The organism is Mesorhizobium sp. CNPSo 4689, assembly GCF_057784325.1.
The window spans coordinates 44077-58693 of the sequence record NZ_JBWLUZ010000024.1 but is presented as its reverse complement, the minus strand read 5'-3'; the positions used below and the strand labels follow the sequence as shown (position 1 = coordinate 58693).

The 14617-nt window shown below is 63.2% G+C and carries 18 protein-coding genes; 10 read left to right on the top strand and 8 right to left on the bottom strand.

The window, feature by feature from the left end:
* Window positions 1-24: 24 nt before the first annotated feature.
* Both AC04SI_RS24330 and AC04SI_RS24325 read right to left on the bottom strand, forming a co-directional pair.
* Window positions 25-750 carry a DNA helicase gene (locus AC04SI_RS24330; RefSeq protein ID WP_404279854.1) on the bottom strand — a complete coding sequence of 242 codons (726 nt, stop codon included), beginning with the start codon at window positions 748-750 and terminating at the stop codon, window positions 25-27.
* A 204-nt stretch (window positions 751-954) separates the two neighbouring features.
* The gene (locus AC04SI_RS24325) at window positions 955-1404 is read right to left on the bottom strand and encodes a GatB/YqeY domain-containing protein (RefSeq protein ID WP_404279856.1); all 450 of its coding nucleotides are present in this window, start codon (window positions 1402-1404) and stop codon (window positions 955-957) included.
* A gap of 262 nt (window positions 1405-1666) precedes the next feature.
* On the opposite strand from AC04SI_RS24325, the gene carA reads away from it, so the two are divergent.
* Complete coding sequence (gene carA / locus AC04SI_RS24320) at window positions 1667-2884, top strand: glutamine-hydrolyzing carbamoyl-phosphate synthase small subunit (protein ID WP_404279858.1); 1218 nt, start codon at window positions 1667-1669, stop codon at window positions 2882-2884.
* A gap of 42 nt (window positions 2885-2926) precedes the next feature.
* Here the strand turns inward: carA and AC04SI_RS24315 are convergent, their stop codons facing one another.
* Together AC04SI_RS24315 and ypfJ are read right to left on the bottom strand one after the other, a co-directional pair.
* Entirely contained in the window at window positions 2927-4195 is a 1269-nt protein-coding gene (locus AC04SI_RS24315; RefSeq protein WP_404279861.1) for a TCR/Tet family MFS transporter, read from the bottom strand.
* 152 nt (window positions 4196-4347) lie between these two features.
* Window positions 4348-5274 (bottom strand): KPN_02809 family neutral zinc metallopeptidase, encoded by a 927-nt coding sequence (gene ypfJ, locus AC04SI_RS24310; RefSeq protein WP_404279863.1) that lies wholly within the window; start codon window positions 5272-5274, stop codon window positions 4348-4350.
* Between the two features lie 14 nt (window positions 5275-5288).
* On the opposite strand from ypfJ, the gene AC04SI_RS24305 reads away from it, so the two are divergent.
* From AC04SI_RS24305 to AC04SI_RS24290, 4 genes are read left to right on the top strand one after another with little or no spacing between them, the layout of a single operon-like run.
* Window positions 5289-5444, top strand: a complete 156-nt coding sequence (locus AC04SI_RS24305; protein ID WP_404279865.1) for a hypothetical protein — start codon at window positions 5289-5291, stop codon at window positions 5442-5444.
* A 32-nt stretch (window positions 5445-5476) separates the two neighbouring features.
* Complete coding sequence (locus tag AC04SI_RS24300) at window positions 5477-5767, top strand: hypothetical protein (RefSeq protein ID WP_404279867.1); 291 nt, start codon at window positions 5477-5479, stop codon at window positions 5765-5767.
* A 5-nt stretch (window positions 5768-5772) separates the two neighbouring features.
* The gene (locus AC04SI_RS24295; protein ID WP_404279869.1) at window positions 5773-7242 is read left to right on the top strand and encodes a hypothetical protein; all 1470 of its coding nucleotides are present in this window, start codon (window positions 5773-5775) and stop codon (window positions 7240-7242) included.
* Window positions 7142-7531: a hypothetical protein gene (locus AC04SI_RS24290; protein ID WP_404279871.1), complete on the top strand. Its 390-nt coding sequence runs from the start codon at window positions 7142-7144 to the stop codon at window positions 7529-7531. The genes AC04SI_RS24295 and AC04SI_RS24290 overlap by 101 nt, the downstream gene beginning before the upstream one ends.
* 28 nt (window positions 7532-7559) lie before the next feature.
* Here AC04SI_RS24290 and AC04SI_RS24285 read toward each other — a convergent pair whose 3' ends face one another.
* Together AC04SI_RS24285 and mntR are read right to left on the bottom strand one after the other, a co-directional pair.
* Entirely contained in the window at window positions 7560-7748 is a 189-nt protein-coding gene (locus AC04SI_RS24285) for a hypothetical protein (protein ID WP_006200039.1), read from the bottom strand.
* A gap of 83 nt (window positions 7749-7831) precedes the next feature.
* On the bottom strand, window positions 7832-8287 hold the full coding sequence (gene mntR / locus AC04SI_RS24280) for a manganese-binding transcriptional regulator MntR (protein ID WP_192182838.1): 456 nt from the start codon (window positions 8285-8287) through the stop codon (window positions 7832-7834).
* A 238-nt stretch (window positions 8288-8525) separates the two neighbouring features.
* Here mntR and AC04SI_RS24275 point away from each other — a divergent pair, with 238 nt between their 5' ends.
* From AC04SI_RS24275 to AC04SI_RS24265, 3 genes are all read left to right on the top strand, one after another.
* Complete coding sequence (locus tag AC04SI_RS24275; RefSeq protein WP_404279873.1) at window positions 8526-9893, top strand: Nramp family divalent metal transporter; 1368 nt, start codon at window positions 8526-8528, stop codon at window positions 9891-9893.
* A 54-nt stretch (window positions 9894-9947) separates the two neighbouring features.
* Window positions 9948-10784 carry a protein-L-isoaspartate O-methyltransferase family protein gene (locus tag AC04SI_RS24270; RefSeq protein WP_404279876.1) on the top strand — a complete coding sequence of 279 codons (837 nt, stop codon included), beginning with the start codon at window positions 9948-9950 and terminating at the stop codon, window positions 10782-10784.
* A 121-nt stretch (window positions 10785-10905) separates the two neighbouring features.
* Window positions 10906-11556, top strand: a complete 651-nt coding sequence (locus AC04SI_RS24265; RefSeq protein WP_488475043.1) for a dihydrofolate reductase family protein — start codon at window positions 10906-10908, stop codon at window positions 11554-11556.
* Window positions 11557-11601: 45 nt separating this feature from the next.
* On the opposite strand, the gene AC04SI_RS24260 is transcribed toward AC04SI_RS24265, so the two are convergent.
* Window positions 11602-12471, bottom strand: coding sequence for a LysR family transcriptional regulator (locus AC04SI_RS24260; protein WP_404279880.1), 870 nt, complete (start codon window positions 12469-12471; stop codon window positions 11602-11604).
* Between the two features lie 96 nt (window positions 12472-12567).
* Here AC04SI_RS24260 and AC04SI_RS24255 point away from each other — a divergent pair, with 96 nt between their 5' ends.
* Entirely contained in the window at window positions 12568-13167 is a 600-nt protein-coding gene (locus AC04SI_RS24255; RefSeq protein ID WP_404279882.1) for a LysE family translocator, read from the top strand.
* Between the two features lie 19 nt (window positions 13168-13186).
* Here AC04SI_RS24255 and AC04SI_RS24250 read toward each other — a convergent pair whose 3' ends face one another.
* The gene (locus AC04SI_RS24250) at window positions 13187-13981 is read right to left on the bottom strand and encodes an SDR family NAD(P)-dependent oxidoreductase (RefSeq protein WP_404279884.1); all 795 of its coding nucleotides are present in this window, start codon (window positions 13979-13981) and stop codon (window positions 13187-13189) included.
* A gap of 180 nt (window positions 13982-14161) precedes the next feature.
* Between AC04SI_RS24250 and AC04SI_RS24245 the strand changes: the two genes are divergently transcribed.
* Complete coding sequence (locus AC04SI_RS24245; RefSeq protein ID WP_404279888.1) at window positions 14162-14617, top strand: MarR family winged helix-turn-helix transcriptional regulator; 456 nt, start codon at window positions 14162-14164, stop codon at window positions 14615-14617.

The window sequence follows — 14617 nt, the reverse complement described above, 5'->3', positions numbered from 1 at the left end:
GAACCCTAGGGGCCATTGCAGCGCTCATTGCCGGGAAGACATTGCCGCCTCGAACCGGATTTCACCCTTGTTCAGGAAACATGTCTTGTCGAACAGCGTCAGATCCAATGGGTTCGGCAGCCGGACATCGCCGGTATCGGGAAACGGCTTCTTCGACGCATCGTATGATCGATCGATCTGCGAGATAAAGACCAGCACCAGTCCCCTGTCGCGCGCAAAGGATCGCAGCATAGGAACCTGGACCGCCAGCTCAGGGTTCTCCCGCTTCTGGTCGAGCAGTTGCAGGTAGTCGATAACCACCAGCGTCCCGCGCGGCGCCGACCCCAACCTTCCGATGATGTAGTCGGCGCATATCGCATCCGAATTGTCGAATTCGAACACGCCATTGAAATGCGCCGGCTCTACCCCGATGGCGCGAAACCGATCCAGGACATCTGCTGGCGTATATTCCAGCGTGAAGAAAACACCCCGATTGCCGGACCTCATGGCTTCCACCGCGAGCTCGAGGCTCATCAGGGTTTTGCCGTGGCCCGGCCGGGCGCCAACCAGAACCAGATCGCCGGGCATCAGCCGCGCGAACAATTTGCCGGCAGGCGTTGTCGCGGATGCCTTGGCCAAAAGCAGGCCCCAGCCGGCGAAGCCTTCTTGTGCCGCGACACGGTCGAGCGCCTCGTGAAGGGGGAGGTTTTCTTTGCGGGATAAAAGTCTGGCCTGACGTTTCAGGGAGTAGATAGGCGCTGACAGCCTCATCGAAAAACCTCCTATTACGAGCAGTCTTCGCAATCCCTCCTTATGCCTGGTGCTCGAACAGTCGGTTCGGTGATCAAAGGGCCCCGCATGAACAATACTTTCCCGATGGAGGGAGGAGGCGTGGGCGCGCCAGAATCAGATCATAGCCGAATCCCTGCAGATCGAAAACGCCTCGCACACCCTGAAAGCTGGCTGCCAAAATCCCTACTGAAGCAGGCCTTTGACGATGCCGCTCGCTTTGCCGAAATCCATCTGGCCGGCGTATTTTTGCTTGAGCGCGGCAATCACCTTGCCCATGTCCTTCTGGCTGGCAGCCCCCGTCGCCACGATCGCTTCGCGCGCCGCGGCCGTCACTGCGGCATCGTCCAACTGCGTCGGCAGGAAGCCGCGGATGATCTCCATCTCGCCGCGCTCCTGCGCGGCAAGCTCGGGCCGCTTGCCGTCCTCGAAGGCCTTGGCCGATTCTTCGCGCTGCTTCACCATCTTGGCCAGGATCTGCAGGATCTCTTCGTCGCTCGCCGGCTCCTTGGCCGAACCGCGATTGGCGATGTCGCGGTCGTGGATGGCGGCCTGGATCAGCCGCAGCGTCGGCAGCCGGTGCTTGTCCTGCGCCTTCATCGCGCTCTTGAGGGATTCGGCGATTTTGCCACGCATGATGCTCTTCTCCTTCGATCGGCGCGGACCATAACCCCGCCGAAAGCACAAGGCAAATCCCGAAGAAGCGAGCAAACCACTGATATTGTTAGACGAAATAAATCGATGCCGGTCACTGGCTGTATCATTGACCGTTCTGGCGCCTTCCCCTATGTACTCGGCCTTGCATAAGACAATGAATTGATGCGCGGAGGCTCGAGAAATCGCTGCCGCGCCGTTTGCTGCACAGGACAATCCGCAAGCAGCCTTTAGGAGTGCCGCCATGGCGACGATGACCGCCGCGTCTACCCCCGCTTGGGCCACCGAGAAGCCGACCGCCCTTTTGGTGCTGGCCGACGGCACCGTCATCGAGGGCCGCGGCCTGGGCACCACGGGTTCCGCCGTCGCCGAGGTCTGCTTCAACACGGCGCTGACCGGTTACCAGGAAATCCTCACCGACCCGTCCTATGCCGGCCAGATCGTCACCTTCACCTTCCCGCATATCGGCAATATCGGCACCAATGACGAGGACATCGAGGACCTCAATCCGGTTGCCCGCGCCGGCGCCGTCGGCGCCGTGTTCAAGGCCGATGTCACCAACCCGTCCAATTACCGCGCCGCAGGTGGTCTCGACCAGTGGCTGAAGAAGCGCGGCATCGTAGCCCTTTCGGGCATCGACACCCGCGCGCTCACTGCGCTGATCCGCGAGAAGGGCATGCCCAACGCCGTTATCGCGCACGCGCCCGACGGCGCCTTCGACCTCGACGATCTGAAGCGCCGCGCCGCCGCCTGGTCGGGCCTGATCGGGCTCGACCTCGCCAAGGAAGTCACGTCAGGCCAATCCTCGGTCTGGCGCGAGACGCCCTGGGTTTGGAACGAAGGTTTTGGCGAGCAGGCCGAGCCGTCGCTGCATGTCGTCGCCATCGACTACGGCGTCAAGCGCAACATCCTGCGCCTGCTTGCCGGTCTCGGCGCCAAAGTCACCGTGGTACCGGCAAAGACCGGCGCCGAAGAAATCCTCGCCATGCAGCCCGACGGCATCTTCCTCTCCAATGGCCCCGGCGACCCGGAAGCTACTGGCGACTACGCCGTGCCGGTGATCCGGGACCTGCTCAAGACCGACATCCCGGTGTTCGGCATCTGCCTCGGCCACCAGATGCTGGCGCTGGCGCTTGGCGGCAAGACCGCCAAGATGCATCAGGGCCATCACGGCGCCAACCATCCGGTCAAGGACCACACCACGGGCAAGGTCGAGATCGTCTCGATGAACCACGGCTTTGCCGTCGACGCCGACTCGCTGCCCGATGGCGTCGAGGAGACCCACGTCTCGCTGTTCGACGGCTCCAACTGCGGCATCGCGTTGACCGGCCGCCCCGTGTTCTCGGTGCAGCATCACCCCGAGGCCTCGCCCGGCCCGCAGGACTCGCACTATCTGTTCCGTCGCTTCGTCAACCTGATCCGCGAAAAGCACGGTGAGGAATTGCTGGCGGAGCGCGCTTAAAGCCGGACGCGCCGCCTTCATCTTCTCCGTGCTTCGCGAATCTCAAACCGCGTCGGTCACCGTCTCCTGCGCATGCATGCGCTCGACTTCGTTCGGCGTCGGCTTGGCCACTTTGGTGACGAAGACGACGAGTGCCAGCGTGAGGAAAACCGCGCCGAGCAGATAAGGCGCGCCACCGAAGGTCACCGGTGCGTTCGGCCCCGTGAACCAGGAAAAGATCCCCGTATAAAGCAGCGGCGTGATGATCGAGGTGATCGAGAAGATCGACGTCATAGCACCCTGGAGTTCGCCCTGCGCCGACGGCGGCACCTTGGCGGCGGCGAGGCTCCTGAGCGGCGGATCGGCCAACGCTTCGAGGCAGCCGGCGACGATCACCGCATAGATCATCCAGCCCTGCCATGCGAAGGCGTAGCCGAAGGCGCTGAGCGCGGTGAAGGTAAGGCCGATAACCGCCGTCCTCCATTCGCCAAGCCTGGGGATCACGCGCGGCAGGACCGTCGCCATGATGATCGCTCCGCACAGGCCGAAGGCGCCGAGCGAGAAGCCGATCTGCTGCTCGCTCCAGCCATAGCGGTAGTTGGAGACGAACGACCAGACCGCCGGATACATCATGTGGCCGAGCGTCATCAGGAAGAAGGCGAGGCCGATCCAACCGATGCCTTGGTAGTTGCGCATCTGCATGAGCGTGCCGACCGGGTTCGCGCGTTTCCACTCAAAGCGGCGGCGGTGCTTGTCGTCGAGCGTCTCCGGCAAGAAAAACAGCGCAATCATAAAGTTCACGAAAGCCAGCCCGGCGGCGAAATAGAACGGCACGCGCGGCCCGAACGTGCCGAGCAGCCCGCCCAGAACCGGTCCGATGACGAAGCCGACGCCGAAGGCGATGCCGAGCAGGCCGAAATTCTTGGCCCGGTTCTCATCGGTCGAGATGTCGGCGATGAAGGCGGAGGTCGTCGAATAGCTGGCGCCGGAAATGCCGGCCAGTACGCGCCCGATGAACAGCATCGGGTACGACCAGGCGACGGCGCAGATCAGATTGTCGATGGAAAACGTCAGCACGGAGGCAAGCAGGATCGGCCGACGCCCGAACCGATCGCTCAAGCCTCCCATGACGGGCGCGAAAACGAACTGCATCGCTGCATAGGCGAAGAACAGCCAGCCACCCTCGATCGCGGCCTCGCTGACGCCGACGCCGGTGAGCTCCTGCAGATAGGCCGGCAGTACCGGCATGATGATGCCGAAGCCGATGATGTCGAGCAGCAGAGTGGTAAAAACGAGCGCAAGGCCCCGCTTGGCGGTTTTGGGATCGATCATGATCGGTCAAGCTCCTCTGGCCGCCTCGGGGCAAAGGCGGACGCACTTTATAGGCGAGCGCCCAGCCGGGAACAATAAGGGAACAGGATGCTTCCATCCTGACATCCCCTGACGGCAATGCCGCCGTCAGATCAGCGAGGAAACCGGCCGCTTCAGATCGGGTTGTTGAAGGTATCGCAGTCTGAAAGCTTGCCGCTCTTGTAGCCGCGCGCCAGCCAGGTCTGCCGCTGCTGCGAGGTGCCGTGGTTGAAGCTTTCCGGCACGACATAGCCTTGCATCTTCTTTTGCAGCGTATCATCGCCGATCTGCCTGGCGGCGTTCAGCGCCGATTCCATGTCGCCCTGTTCGAGAATGCCCTTTTGCGCGGTGAAATGCGCCCAGACGCCGGCGAAGCAGTCGGCCTGGAGTTCAACCTGCATCGACATGTGGTTGGCCTCGGCCTCACCCATGCTCTGCCGCATCTGGTTGAACTTGGGCAGGATGCCGGTCAGGTTCTGCACATGGTGGCCGACTTCATGGGCGATCACATAGGCCCGAGCGAATTCACCAGAGGCGCCGAACTGCTGGTCGAGCTGCTGGAAGAACGTCATGTCGAGGTAGACCTTGTGGTCGCTGGGGCAATAGAACGGCCCGGCCGCCGACGAGGCAAAACCGCAGGCCGAGCGGATCTGGCTGCTGAACAGCACCAGTTTCGGATCCTCATAGGTCAGGCCCTCGGCCTGGAAGATGCCTTTCCAGGTGTCCTCGGTTTCGGCAAGCACGGTCGAAACGAACTGCTTCATCTCGTCGGAAGCGGGCGCTCCCGTGCCGCCACCCTGGTCGCCGCTGTTGTCGGTGATCTGGCCACCGCCGCCCGGCACACCGGTGTCGCCGCCGCCCAGTATCTGAGACGGATCGAAGCCGAAATACCATCCGGCAAGGACGACAAGGATGACAATGAAGATGCTCGAACCACCGCCGGCGCGTCCGCCGATCGGTATGCGGAACTGGCCGGGGCTGCCGCCGCCCAATCCACCACCGCCGCCACCGCTGCGCTGGTCCTCGACATTGTCACTCTGACGACGGCCTCTCCAGAGCATGGCAACTCCCCGCGATGCAAATTCCAAACGGTCAGGACGACATCCCGATGCCGGCCACACCCAACAAACAATTATCCCAATGGTTGCAGCAAGTCACAGCATTTTTCGCGCCGATGGAGCGCCGGCCTGGCGGCTTCGCCGCTCTGGCCGAGACGGCGCAAGGTCTGTAGCATGCCTCTTCGACAAGGGTTGCGAGGGGCACTTGCGGACGATTGGCCGGTTCCTGCTGTTGCTGGCGGCATTGATGGGTCCAGGCATCGGGACAGCCGGTGCCGTCACCCTCGATTCCAGCGTCGCCGTCACCGACCCCGAAACGCTGCAGGCGCTCGAGCGCAGCGGCTTGTCGATCAGCCCCTTGCTTGGTCCGGCGCTTGGGCTGACGCGCGACGTCGACAATCGCGGCCTGTTTTCGGTGCGCGCGCTGACCCCGGTCCGTAACGCCGTCAAACAGCAGATCGCCGACGAGCCCGGCAACAGCCCTGACCCTATGTAGCGGCATTGGCAAAGTCGAAGGACAGCAGCCAGAAATTCAACCCGAAATACATTGACGATGACGGCTCGACGCTGGACCTGACCGGAATCGTCAACCGCATGGATCGCGGCTATCTCGGTCACACCGAATGCGGCGAGATCCGCCTGATCTACCGCTTCCACTATTCGGTCGAGGAGAAGGCCGGACAGCGCATCTCGTCCCGCCTGCCTTTGACCATGAGCCTGGTCTTCAACGCCAAGCCCACGGCTGCCCCAGATCGCGCGTCGAAGGACCGGCCGCGCTCGACCAGTGTCTCGTGCGCGGATGTGGCAAAGCGCTGGCTGGCTGCCGGACAGAAGGACCTTGCGCCCGACCAGCTTGCGGCTTGGCTGCGCTCCGACGAAGGTCCGCTGGCCGGTACCATGCTCAATTCCTCGCAGATCATGCGGCTCGAACTCAACATGCAAGTGCTGCGCCTTTCGGCCTCGACCCGCCGCGATTTTGGCGGCCATGCCGAATACCTGCTCAAGATATTCAAATGGGATCCGGCCACGGCCACCTTCCAGGAATCGAAGATGGAGAACCAGATCGACAGGAAGGTGGTGCTTGCCGACAGGCAGGCATTCTCGAAATGGCTGCTCACCGACCGCAACATCTACGACCTCGATCGCGGCCGGCTGGTCATCGACGAGAAATTCCTGGCGACCAGCGCCGTCTCGGTGGCGCCGGGGGGCATGAGCCGCTCCCAGAACAACATCGCCCATGGGCTGCTCGACGACGATGCTGTCGAAAAGGCGTTGAAGGACTATCTCGCCAGGGGCAACCAGCTTCGCGCCGTAAAATCGGTGGCCGGCTTCAATTTGCTCCTCAACGAGATGACCTGCACCGGCTGCCACCAGACGCATGGCATCGCCGGGTTCCACTATACCGGCGCCGATCCGGCCAGCGAACCGCGCCGCAATGCCGTCTTCGTGCCGGGCTCCGCCGTCTTCTTCGCCGACCTGCCGCGCCGCCGCGCCATCGTCGAGGAGTTCGCCGCCGGCAGGCATCCTGATTTCAGCCGGGGCTTCGCCGCCCGTCCGGATCAGAAATACGCCGAAGCGCTGAAGGGCACCGACCTCTATGATGGCTGGGGCTCGATCTGCTATCGCGGCACGGATGCCATCTTCAAGGACTGGAGCTGTGGCGAAGGCCTGCGCTGCGCCGGCGTCCACGAAAGCGCCATCCATCCAGGCTTCGGCACCTGCGTCAGCGAAGCAGGGACCGCGGTCGGAGACCCCGTCGAATTCGGCGAGATAAAAATGTCGAAATGGGGCAACGACCAGTACTGCCGTCTGTCGCCGGCCACCGCGAAGGCCTGCGGTATCGACCCGGCCAGAGACAAGAAGCCGCTGGGTGAAGCTTGCAGGCTATGGCGCGGCGCGCCAGCGCTACGACAATCCCGAACAGAAGACCGGCGGCTTTCCAGGCGGCATGCTGCGCAAGGCAAGCTGTGAAAAGCTACCCGACGAAGCAACCTGCGGCCGGCTTGCCAAGACCGGCTTCAACGACTGCATCGGTTCCGGCAAGGATCACAAATTCTGCACCAGGGAATTCACCAAGACCGCCGGCCTGCGCGCCTGCGACAAGGCCCATCCCTGCCGCGAGGACTATATCTGCACCGCCGGCTATGACGATCTGGCCGAAGCAAAGCCTGGCAAGGGCACCTGCATCCCGCCCTATTTCATCTTCCAGTTCCGCGTCGACGGCCATCCGCGCAGTTGGGTGCAGGACACGCAGGACTGAAATGTGATTTGGCCGCGAGCGAACAGCCTTAGCTCTTCTGCTTGGTGCCGGCGCTCTTGCCGTCGGAACTTTTCGAGCGCTCCTCGAAGCGGGCGGCGCCCTTCTTCAGCGGCCGGCCGGTGTCGGCTTCGGTCTTGCGTTCGTTCTTTGCCGCGGCTTGCTTCAATCCTTTGGCAGCCTGCTTGCCTTTTGCGGTCGGTGCCTGTTCCACGCCCATGATGTCCTCCTCGCCGCGCCAATCGCGCGGCATGACATCAAACGCACCGGCGATATCTCTGTTCCGGCAGGTCGAAAAAGAGATCAGCGCGGCGCCGTCATCGCCTTGCGAAACGCCTCGAGCGTCTCGGCGCTGACATGGTGCTCGATGCCCTCGGCATCGATGCGCGCTGTTTCAGCGCTGACACCGAGCGAGCGCAGAAAAGCTTCCACGGTCTGATGGCGGATGCGGCTCTCTTCGGCAACCTTGCGGCCGGCCTCGGTCAGGAACACGCCGCGATAGGGTTTTCTGGAGACCAGTCCCTCGGTGCACAGCCTAGTGAGCATTTTGGCCACGGTCGGTTGGGCGACGCCCAGCCTGGCCGCGATATCGACCTGCCGCGCCTCGTTGCCATCCTCGATCAGGTCGGCGATCAGCTCGACATAGTCTTCGACGAGCGCGCTGCGGCGTGCTTCACGCGTCTGCCGAAACCCTTGCGAATGAACGTCGGCATCGGGAAGCGGCTTTTCGCGTCGAACCGGTCTGTTCCTCAGCGCCAATACGCGCTCCTCCTTGGCAGCTTGAAGTCTGAATCGGCTTCGCACTCATAGCACGGACCCGGATGGTCTGGCCGTTTATTTGCATTCCAGGGCAGGCGCAACCGGCGTTTGCGGTTATCCGTCCGGGGCATCAATCGGCACATCACAAAAGCATGATCAATGAAATATAGCATATTGCATAATGTTGAGCCTCGACATAGGTAGGAAGCACAGCCATCCATTCAAGCGGACCCCCTCCATGTCAGACGCCGAAGCCACCGTAGAACCCCGATCCGCGTGGCGATTTGCCAGGCCGGACGAAGACGACCAGCCCAGCCTCCGCGAGGTCAACGCCTCGATCGCCGTGCCGCAGTCCGGCTTCTGGCTGCGCCGGCTGTTCGCCTTCATGGGACCGGGCTACATGGTTTCGGTCGGCTACATGGACCCCGGCAACTGGGCGACCGATCTCGCCGGCGGCGCCCAGTTCGGCTACACGCTGCTCTTCATCATCATGCTGTCGAACCTGATGGCGATCCTGCTGCAGGCGCTTTCCGCCAGGCTCGGCATCGCCACCGGCCGCGATCTTGCCCAGGCCTGCCGCGCCTATTATCCGCGCCCAGTCAATTTCCTGCTCTGGATCGCCTGTGAACTGGCCATCATTGCCTGCGACCTCGCCGAGGTCATCGGCACGGCGATCGCCCTGCAGCTTCTGTTCGGCATTCCGCTGATCGGCGGCGCCATCATCACCGCGCTCGACGCCTTCCTGCTGCTTCTCTTGATGAACAAGGGCTTCCGTTTCCTCGAAGCCTTCATCATTGCCCTGTTGATCATCATCTTCGGCTGCTTCGCCATCCAGATCTTTGCCGCCGCACCGCCGGTCGGCTCGATCCTGCATTCGATGTTCGTGCCGTCGTCCGCAATCGTCACCAATCCGGAGATGCTCTACATCGCCATCGGCATCATCGGCGCCACCGTGATGCCGCATAACCTCTATCTGCACTCCTCGATCGTGCAGACCCGCGCCTATGAGCGCACCGAAAAAGGCAAGCGCGACGCCATCAAATGGGCGACCATGGACTCGACCATCGCGCTCATCCTGGCGCTGTTCGTCAACGCCTCCATCCTGATCGTGGCCGCGGTGGCCTTCCACAACACAGGCCACCAGGACGTTGCCGAGATCGGCCAGGCGTTCGAACTTCTGTCGCCGCTGCTTGGCCTCGGTATTGCCTCGATCCTATTTGCGGTGGCGCTGCTGGCCTCCGGTCTCAATTCGACGGTCACGGCAACGCTTGCCGGCCAGATCGTCATGGAAGGGTTCCTGCGCCTGCGCATCCCGCAATGGGCACGCCGCCTCTTGACGCGCGGCATCGCCATCATCCCGGTGGTGGTGGTGACAGCACTCTACGGCGAAAAGGGAACCGGCCAGCTCCTGGTTCTCAGCCAGGTGATCCTGTCGATGCAGCTGCCCTTCGCGGTGGTGCCGCTGGTGCAGTTCGTGTCCGACAAGAAGAAGATGGGCAACCTCGCCATCCCCCGCAGTGTCGCCGCCCTTGCCTGGGTGGTCGCCGCCGTCATCCTGGTGCTCAACTTCAAGCTGCTCTACGACACCGTCGTCGGCTTCGGCTGAGTTTCTTCCTACCATCGCGACAAAGCTGCGGCCTGCGCTATCTTCTGCAGCGCCATGAACAGGATCGAGGACGCCAGGAGATTCTACGCACGGCTGATGGCGGCCCATGCCGCATCGGCGGATCCGCGTCTCGAGGAGGTGATCGCCGCGGTGCCGCGCGAGGCCTTTCTCGGTCCCGGGCCATGGACCATCATTGCCGGCAACGGCAAGGTCGAGACGCCGAGCGCCGATCCGGTTCACATCTACCAGAACGTGCTGGTGGTGCTCGACGCCGACAAGGGCATCAACAACGGTGAACCGTTCCTGCACGCCATGTGGATCGGCAGGATCGCGCCAAAGCCTGGCGAGGCCGTCACCCATATCGGCGCCGGCACCGGCTACTACACCGCCATCTTGGCGAAGCTTGTGGCACCCGGCACCGTCACCGCCATCGAGCTGGATCCCGGCCTCGCCGCCCGGGCGAAGAAAAACCTCGAACCCTATGGCAATGTTTCGGTTGTCCACGACAACGCCGTCGAAAGCGAACTCCCGCCTTCCGATATCATCTATGTCAATGCCGGTGTCATGGCGCCGCCTTCTTGCTGGCTGAAGGCGCTAAAGCCCGGCGGTCGCTTGATCTTCCCGTGGCGTCCGGCCGATCGCGTTGGCCTGGCAATGGTGGTGACCCGCACCGCGCAGGGTTTGGCCTGCGATCCGTTCATGGGCTCATGGTTCATCCCTTGCGTCGGCGCCTCGCTCGCCGGCCCGGCGGCGAAAATCCCCGACCGCCAACAGGCCGCGAGCAGCCGCTCGATCTGGCTGACGGCCGACAAGAAGCCGGACCGCACGGCCACTGCCATCATCGGTGATATCTGGTTCTCGTCGCGGGCCCTTGGCAGGCGGCGGCGATGAGCACCGCTCAGCTATTGGGCCACGGAAATTTATCCGTCGCGTGTCGGACGGCTGTCTGTCCGCCCGTCCTTAGGTCGAAATCCGGCCCTGACGGCGCGGATCATCGAAAGGGAGAAGACCAATGAGAAAGATCATCGCCGCTACATTCGTCAGCCTCGACGGCGTCATGCAGGCGCCAGGCGGTCCGGAAGAGGATCCGGTCGGCGGCTTCAAGTTCGGCGGCTGGACCTTTCATTACTTTGACGAGGTGGCGGGCGCGGCAATGGATGAAATGTTCTCCAAGCCCTTCGCCCTGCTGCTCGGCCGCAGAACCTACGACATCTTCGCCGCGTACTGGCCGTATCAGAAAGATTCGATCGCAGATGCCTTCAACCCTGCGACCAAGTATGTGGCGACGCATCGGCCGGATACCCTGACCTGGCAGAACACGAAATCGCTTGGGCCTGATATCGTCGCGACGTTGCACCGCCTCAAGCAGGAAGATGGACCTGACCTGCTTATCCAGGGATCGGGCAATCTGATCCAGACCCTGCTCGCCAACGGGCTGATCGACGAGATCCGGCTGATGATCTTCCCGCTGTTGCTGGGCAAGGGCAAGCGGCTGTTCGGCGATGACGCGATGCCGGCCGCCTTCAAGCTTACCAAGTCGCAGACTTCCAGCACCGGCGTCATCATGGCCACCTATGAGCGCGGCGGCGAGATCAAGACCGGGTCGTTTGCCACGGAGAAGCCTTCGGAAGCCGAGCTCGAACGGCGCAAGAACTGGAAGTAATCCGAGGTGAAATTCGGGCGGCCGGATAATCGGCCGCCCCACCTCTCACGCCGCCTGCTGCCGCCGCGCCAACCCGTCGCGGATATGAGCCGCAAACTCTCGTGCAGCGGGTTCGATGCCATGCTTGGGCAGGTGCAAATTGATCGCAAAATTCGGCAAGGCCGGCAGCTCGGCATCGGAAGGCAAAATCTCGAGATCCGCCGGCACTGTCGAGGCGAGCCAGGTGGTGACGGCGAGGTCGGAACGCACCGTCGCCGTCGTCGCGTCGATGTTGCCGTTCTCGAACACGGTGCGCCATTCCAGCCCATGTTCGTAGAGTGCTGAAATCACCGCCGGGCGGAAAGCGCAGGTGTCGGCAACCATCGACACCGGCAAGGGGCGCTTTTGGCGGGCGACGCCACCTCTGGCGCCGACCCAGACCAGCCGGTCGATGAGCAGGCATTCGCCGGCGGACGGGCCGACCTGCTCTTCGATGACGGCGAGATCGATCGTCCCGGCTGCGAGCGCCGCGGCGAGCTCAGGCGAGGAGGCGCAGAGCAGCGATATCTCGATCTGCGGATATGTCCCGGCATAGGCCTTCAACACCGGAGCAAGCAGCGTGCCGACAAGGTCATAGGGCACGCCGAGTCGCACTTGCCCGGTTACCGCATTGCCTGCCATCTCGGTCCAGATCTCGTCATTGAGCGACAGCAGCCGCATGCCCTTGCCGAGCAGCCGTTCGCCGGTGCGGGTGAGTTTTAGACCGCGCCGGTCGCGTTCGAACAGGCTGGAGCCCAAAATATCCTCCAGCCGCTTGATCTGCTGGCTGACGGCGCCTTGCGTCAGATGCAGTGCATTCGCCGCCGCCGTCATGCTGGCCTTGTCGGCGACGGTGACGAAGGTGCGGATCAGGGCGGTGTCGAGATTACGGATCATGCTTTGTATTATGAATGCTAATGCAATCCATGGCAAACATTGCATTTACTGATGCCGGGCAATCTCTAGAAATGCTGGTTCCACGCAGGAAACAGCATGCTCGAGACCGTCCTTCCCCTTATCCTGTTCGCGCTGGTCTCCACCTCGACGCCGGGCATTGCCACGACCTTGTCGACGGCCTCAGGCGCGCAGTTCGGCTTTCGCCGTTCCATTCCGCTGATGGCCGGCAGTGCCGCCGGCCTGGCTTCGGTGGCTGCCGCCGGTGCCGCCGGGCTTGCCGGCCTGCTCGCCGCCGTGCCGTCGCTGCAACTGGCGATGAAGATCGCGGGATCGGCCTACCTTGTCTGGCTTGCCTTCAAGATCGGTCGCAGCGGCCCGCCCAATCTCGATGTGTCGATGGCAAAGCCGAACAGCTTCTTTGGAGGTGCCAGCGTGCAATGGATGAACCCAAAGGGCTGGGCCATGGGGCTGGGCGCTGCCGCCTCGTTCGCAGCGCTGGCCGACGGCCCGCTGCAGCTCGCGCTGCTGCTCGGCGCTGTCTTCGGCCTGGCGGCGGCGCTGTCGCTTTCGCTGTGGTGCGTGGCCGGCACGCTGCTTGCGCGGCTGCTCAAGACAGAGCGGCAATGGCGGGCGCTCAACATCCTGCTTGGCCTGGTGCTCGCCACCTCGATCGTGCCGATGTGGCGGCCGGCCTGAGACCGGCCGCCTTAGTGTTTTAAGCCACGTAACGCGCCGCCGGCTTGCCGGCGATCAGGCTGACGTAAAAACTATCCCTGGCGCCGATATACGCATCGAGCTTGGCCGGATCGGCGAGCCCCGGCGCAGTCACCGTCTCGCCCTGGGCAAAGCCGGCAAGCGCCGCATCGACCAGATCGTCAACGGTCATCACCCAGTCCTGGTTGAGAGAGTTGAGATCGGCGCCGGCCAATTCCCAGAAGTCGGTGCGGATCGGCCCGGGCAGCACGACCTGGACCTTCACCCCGGTGTCGGCAACCTCGCGCTGCAGCGCCTCGGTGAAATTGACGACATAGGCCTTGGTGCCACTGTAGATGCCGCCGATTGCGGTGCCATAGGCGGCCACCGAGGCAATGTTGACGATGGCGCCGCGGTTGCGTGCGAGCAGCCCTGGAAGCACCGCGCGTGTGAGCCTGGTCAACGCCACGACATTGACCTTGATCATACGCTCGGTCGCATCGGCTTCGGCGTCTGCCACGATCTGCTGGCCGCCAAGGCCGGCATTGTTGACGAGCAGCGTCACGCTCTCATCGGTGGCGATCGCCTGCTCGACCCGGCGGACATCGCCATCATCGGAGAGATCGGCGCCGATCACCTTGACCTTGCGGCCATAGGCGTAGCCCAGTCTGTCCGCCAGTTCCTGCAGCCGGTCGGCGCGGCGCGCCACCAGTACCAGGTCGTAGCCCTGTGCGGCCAGCCGATCCGCATAGACGGCGCCGATGCCCGACGAAGCGCCGGTGATGACGGCCGTGCCCTTATTGTCCTTCGTGCTCATTGTCCTGTTCCTTTTTGCTGCCAAGCGGGACGAACCCGATGGCGTTCGCCCGCGTCAGATTTCAATTAATGGCATATGCCACTTTCGTGAAATAGGCATATGCCACTATCTTGTCAACGGCGGCGACAAAAACTATTCCTGCGGCAGGCCGGCGGATCCATTCGCCGCCAAGGAGCCGTCATGACCAAAGCCGCCCTGCCGGGACTTACCCTTTGCAACAACGCCACGCTGCGGCGCGCCGGGCGCAAGCTTGGCCGGTTCTATGACGATGTGTTGGCGCCTTCGGGCCTGAAGGGCACGCAATACGGCCTGCTCTATCAGATCCATATCGGCACTGAGCCGGCGATGGGCGCCATAGCCGAGGCGCTGATCATGGACCTGTCGGCGCTCGGCCACACGCTGAAGCCACTGATCCGTGACGGTTATGTCGAGACCTTCGCCGACAAGGACGACCGCCGCGTCAAGCGCGTGCGGCTGACGCCGCAGGGCGGGCTCAAGCTCGATGAGGCGACCAAGCTGTGGACCATCGCGCAGCAACGTTTCGAGGCCATGGTCGGCAAGGACCAGGCGGCGAAGCTGCGCGCGGCGCTCGATGAGATCGCCGCGCTGGATTTCGATATGCCGACGGCCAGATAA